The 5,334-nt window shown below is 44.1% G+C and carries 5 protein-coding genes; 3 read left to right on the forward strand and 2 right to left on the reverse strand.

Features of this window, described 5'->3' with window-relative positions; translation table 11 throughout:
* Positions 1–47: 47 nt before the first annotated feature.
* Complete coding sequence (gene pstS, locus F6K52_RS31755; protein ID WP_293088321.1) at positions 48–1,067, reverse strand: phosphate ABC transporter substrate-binding protein PstS; 1,020 nt, start codon at positions 1,065–1,067, stop codon at positions 48–50.
* Positions 1,068–1,305: 238 nt separating this feature from the next.
* On the opposite strand from pstS (F6K52_RS31755), the gene F6K52_RS31760 reads away from it, so the two are divergent.
* Together F6K52_RS31760 and F6K52_RS31765 are read left to right on the forward strand one after the other, a co-directional pair.
* Positions 1,306–1,803: a hypothetical protein gene (locus F6K52_RS31760; RefSeq protein WP_293088324.1), complete on the forward strand. Its 498-nt coding sequence runs from the start codon at positions 1,306–1,308 to the stop codon at positions 1,801–1,803.
* Positions 1,804–1,900: 97 nt separating this feature from the next.
* Positions 1,901–2,131, forward strand: a complete 231-nt coding sequence (locus tag F6K52_RS31765; RefSeq protein WP_293088326.1) for a hypothetical protein — start codon at positions 1,901–1,903, stop codon at positions 2,129–2,131.
* 316 nt (positions 2,132–2,447) lie between these two features.
* Here the strand turns inward: F6K52_RS31765 and pstS (F6K52_RS31770) are convergent, their stop codons facing one another.
* On the reverse strand, positions 2,448–3,347 hold the full coding sequence (gene pstS / locus F6K52_RS31770) for a phosphate ABC transporter substrate-binding protein PstS (protein WP_293088328.1): 900 nt from the start codon (positions 3,345–3,347) through the stop codon (positions 2,448–2,450).
* A 1,210-nt stretch (positions 3,348–4,557) separates the two neighbouring features.
* Here pstS (F6K52_RS31770) and F6K52_RS31775 point away from each other — a divergent pair.
* Complete coding sequence (locus tag F6K52_RS31775) at positions 4,558–5,130, forward strand: hypothetical protein (RefSeq protein WP_293088332.1); 573 nt, start codon at positions 4,558–4,560, stop codon at positions 5,128–5,130.
* The last annotated feature ends 204 nt before the right edge of the window (positions 5,131–5,334 follow it).

Raw genomic sequence — 5,334 nt, forward strand, 5'->3', positions numbered from 1 at the left:
TCTCAAAAGAAATGTATTCCTTTTGCCTTCTGTTGAATTTTGTCGTTCTATGGAACAACCCTGATGTTGTTATTCACAGCTTCGATGGCTCGGTTAGCAACATCTTCCGGTATCCGAGTGTACTGTAGATCTTCGTTCAAGTCTTGACCCTCAGTCAGAATCCAATTTATCAGGTCTTTAACCCCTTGGGCTAGTTCTGGTTTAGGATACTTTTCGTAGACAAACAGCCAAGTTATACCTACAATTGGATATCCCTCTTCTGGGTCATCTATATTTTCGATGGTGAAGTCATCATTGAACTGCACATTGGCTAGGGCTTTATTGGCTTGATCAACCGTAGGCTTGACGTAGCGACCAGCTTGATTTTCCAGCCTGGCCATCGGTAAGTTAAGCTGTTTAGCATAGCTCGCTGGTACATAGCCAATGGCACCGTCAATTCGGTTAACTTCGCTAGCTACTGGTCCATTTCCCGGAACACTAGAGAAGACCTTAAAGCCCCAATTAGGTTTTCTACTGGGTCGGATTTTGCCATTAGTAATTTCGTTCAAATATTTAGTAAAAATAAAGTTAGTACCGCTAGTGCCTGAGTGGACAACTACTTGGATTTTCCGATTAGGTAGGCGGGAGCTAACTTGCTTCCAATTAGAAATATCACCTGAGAAGATTTTACCTAGAGTCTCTCGGGATAGCTTAACATCGGTGGTTATCCCTTGAAGATTATAAACCACAGCCAAAGACCCCCCAGCAGTTGGTACCATTAACAAACCCCGTTTCATGGAGTTTCTCTCTACAGGAGTTGGAATCACATTGCTGGCTCCGAAGTCAACGGACTGATTCAGAAATCGTCTAATTCCACCACCACTGCCAATGCCACTGTATTTGAGCTTTACATCTGTTGTTTGTTCTTGGTATTCTCTAAAGTAACGGCGATAAAGGGGTTCAGGAAATGTAGCTCCCGCGCCAGTGAAGGATTGAGCGATCGCACCACTGATAGAACCAAAGCCAACGGTTACGGTTACTACTGTTGCTGTTAAAACCTTCTGCAAAAAAAATTGATAGCCAATCATTAATTTATCCTTAATTTATTCTAGTCTTTATTTAAATTATGCGTTCGCGTCAATAACAATATAATTTATATGACGACCATTTCAAGTATAAAGTTTCGCCTATTTTACTGGCGTTATAAGTGGGCAATCAATAGTGGGGAATCAAATTTATCTCATAGCAAGAGTGTAGTAGAAAACTCTAAGCCAAGTTTAATGCTATTTTACAAGAAAGCAAACATTTTTTTGGTGTGACATGGAGATGAGTTTACTGCGAAAATTTAGCTTGACACTGGTTTCATTCCTTGCCCTTAGTCTCCCAGCTGGCAAGGCATTAACCCAAAGCTTTGGGGGGATATTCCAGGAGATTTCTATCTCTGAAGTTCCAGCTCCTGCTATCACTGCGGCCACTGTTGCTGCCGGTGTTTCACCCACGGATGCAGCTATCGAGATTGGGAATGATGGCAAGCTAATCTATGGACTGAGTGGTCAGAACTCCCAGGGCAACCGCTTTGAAGTGGATGTCAATGCCATTGGGGAAATTCAGCAGGTTGAAGAAGAAATTGACCAAAGTCAGGTACCGCCAGAAGTACTCAAAGGTCTAAGAGTCTGGCTACCTGACTTCCAGCCTACTGTGATTAGGAGGAGCGTCCGAGCCACAGACGTTATATACGAATTCAATGGTAAGGATGTGCAAGGCAACAACCTTCAAGTTGAAATGCCCTCTAAAGGTGGCAGGTTGATGCTATTTACTTTTTGAACCAGGGGCGTTGCTGAATTTAGGAATGAATAGGAGTAGAGTGGGCATCCTGCCCGCGAGAAAATAAGGAGGAAACTGGCAAGATGCCAGTGTCTTGATGCAGTCGCTCATGGGGGAAACCACGGCAGTCGCTCATGGGGGGAACCCCCAAGACCGCGCTGCCTTCCCAAGACCGCGCTGCATCGCTTCTACGCAAGACACTGGCATCTTGGTGGAACGGGTATCAGGGATGGAACGATCACCAGGGGTGGAACGGGCATCTTGGTGGAACGGGCATCTTGCCCGTTACAATAACCCACCCTACCCCACTACTATGACCCAACAGTGATGTTTTGATTCACTGCTTGGATGGCTTGGCGAGCAAGACCGTCTGGAATCCTGGTATACCCCAGTTCCCCGTTGAGGTCCTGACCTTTAGTCAAAATCCAATTAAACAGGTAAGCGGTCTCCCGTTATACCCGCGCTTCATGCGCGGGAGGGGAATTACCTGACGGGTTCTCTTGGTTTTGGTATAATAGATTGATGGCGGTTGGACTGCCGCTCAATGGCTGTGGTAAATCGATACAGGATATCGAGGAACAGTAAGTCTCATTCGTGAGGAGAGAGAAGCCTACATCATAATCTTTGATTTGATTTAGGAGTAGTCACTTAACCATATCTTTAATCCCCTGGGCTTTGGCCTGAGTGGGGTACTTCTGGTACAGTAGCAGCCAAGTTAGACCCACAATTGGATAACCATCGGCTGGATCGTTAAGTTTGAGGGTGAAGTCCTGGTTAAACTCCACATTGACCAGCCCTTTACTGGCTTGGTCAAGACTAGGCTTAATATAGCGACCCTCTTGATTTTCAATTCTAGCGCTAGGAAAGTTGTTTTCTACAGCATAATAAGCCTCTACATAGCCAATGGCACCATCAATCCGCCGCACTTCCGCAGCTACTCCACCATTTCGAGGACGGCTTGAGAAGACATTGAAGCCCCAATCTGGTTTTCGGCTAGGTTTGATCAGACCATGGGTAATGGCACTCAAGTACTTGGTGAAAATGAAACTGGTACCGCTGCTATCTGAGCGCACAATAACTTTGATGTCTCTTCTGGGTAGGTAAGTATTAACTTGCTTCCAATTACCAATTTGACCAGTAAAGATTTTCCCTAAAGTATCGCGAGATAGTCTAACAGAACTCACTACACCTTGGAGATTGTAAATCACTGACACAGCTCCCCCGGCTGTTGGCACCATTTGCAAGCCCCGTTTCATCTGACTTTTTTCCTCATCGGTTGGGGGCATATCACTGGCAGCAAAATCAACAGACTCGTTAATGAATTCCTCAATACCACCACCACTGCCAATGTTACTGTAACTTACATTAACGCTGGTTTCTTGTTGGTATTGGGAAAAGTAACGCTGGTAAAGGGGTTCGGGAAATGATGCACCGGCACCAAACAATGGTATTGCACTTGCTGCCTTGAGTGAAATCAATACAATGGCAACTGTAACTGTTAAGGTTATCAAAGTCCGACGGGACTTGATTAGAGCTAAACTCATTTGTCTAGAAAGATTAAGAATAATTCAAGAGTACAGATAGTTGGTTAATTGGTAAGCATTCATAGCAAAGGGAACAGGGAACAGGGAACAGGGAACAGGGAATATGGAATCAAAATTCTCTCAATTCCTACACGGATTGCTACAGCTGTCAGCTAATGGACTACGGGCACGCTACGTGAACAGCTTGTGGGGGAAAGCATGACATTTAGCACCTGAAGTGACGAAGGGATAACCGTTCAGGAGTTTTGCGATTGACCGTAGGTCACGCTTCGCGAACGCATAGTCCTCCTTAGGGTGCGATCGCTTTTGGGAATTTGGGTAAAAAATTCACCTGGAAAACTATCTGGGGTATCTTGCCTATAGACCAGGGTAAGCACAGTAAGAATAAGTCCTCACCTGGGCAGATTTGTTTTCTGGAGAGCCTGTGCCAGGTATCGGAAAACCCCGAAGTGCAATAAGTTGCGGAAAAGTTCGTTCGTGCCAACTCTTTCAACCCTTCTACAATTTGCTAGTATGTATGTGGTTTCTTTCTCCCGCACCTTGAAAACCCGAATTACTTGCCTCCGCGCGCCCTCAAACAGCTCAGTGTATGTAGTTAAGGTATTAAATCTTCAGGTCTCGATATTTGGTATCGATATTTGAGAATCGGAAAATCGACATCGTCAGGTCTTCTTTGGACCGACTTCGAATTGTTTGGACTGACTTCTTAATTTAACGTTCGCGATAATTGAATATAGCGTTCTATTTACGTTCGCTAACTGAAATTTACGTTATTACTATTTACGTTCGTCGATATGTAGCGTTCTATTTACGTTCGCCAACTATTTACGTTCGTCGAACGGGAGAAAGAAATCCGTTTGGTGGGTGCGCTTGGTGTATTCGGCAATTGAAATGGAGTACCTCATGAGAGGCTCTCGTCATGAAGTAGAAGTTTCGACTTCTCAATTACTTCAGACGCTGGACAGCTGCCTTGAGTCAGCTAGCCAGGGTCAGCCCCATATTATCACCAAAGATGGTGAAAAGTATGCGGCTGTCATTTCAATGCCTGAATACGCCCAGTTGCAGTACTATCTTCGGCTTTTGGATTCAAGCGCATCACAATTGTTGCAGGAAGCTGAGGATAAGGCGTTGGACTCTGAAGAGTTGTTAATGAATCAGTCTTCTCCTCAAGACAGCCGACCGTTGGGGACTCCTGAAGAAGGAGTTCAACATGAAGATTGCCGTCATAGAAACAGAACAAGTCCGCCAATACACCAGAACTCATTTATCTCTTCAGTCAAAAACCGCCTATCAAGACTTTTTAGATAGGTTGCGCAAGGGCGAAAAAATAATAGGAGAGAGGCCAGTAAATTTCCATAGACCTAACTGCTATCATTTCCAGCTGTCTACGGGAGATTGGATTATTTATTGCATAGAGCACAAAAGAAATTTGCTGTTTGAATCAACTGAGATAACTATTGAGGTTTTGATTCCCCAGAAAATACTTGCTCAAATAGTTGTTAATCACCACCCTTATCCTCCCAAACTGAAGCATTTCCTGGGGCAATTATTTAATTATAGTACATCGATAGCAGATAACTCTCAACGCCTAATTTTCGCTGTGCAATTAGTAGGGAAACTTGTGGCATTTATTCTGACTATTGGTGCTACCATCTTGATGCTCTTGCCCCAGTTCACTTCTGGCTCACCGGAAGAAAAAATTCAGCCACCGACCTCTGAGTCTGGGGCAGTTACAGAGCAACGTGATCAGCTCGCTGATACTGAAAGCAATCGCAGTCCTTGATCTTACTCTTTTGGAATCCTTACCCTACTTTGGTGATTATCCATTTATAAAAATCGACCTACCAGTAGTTTATAAAACAGATTTTTAAGGGAAATATATTAAGAACAAACGTCATCGATAGTCTAATCTGAATATATGACAAATAAGAAAGCGATCGCGGCAGTTTGTAATGGTGCGATCGCTTTCTTGGAAAATCTCAAACTT

It is taken from the genome of Moorena sp. SIO3H5 (assembly GCF_010692395.1).
Classification (GTDB): Bacteria; Cyanobacteriota; Cyanobacteriia; order Cyanobacteriales; family Coleofasciculaceae; genus Moorena.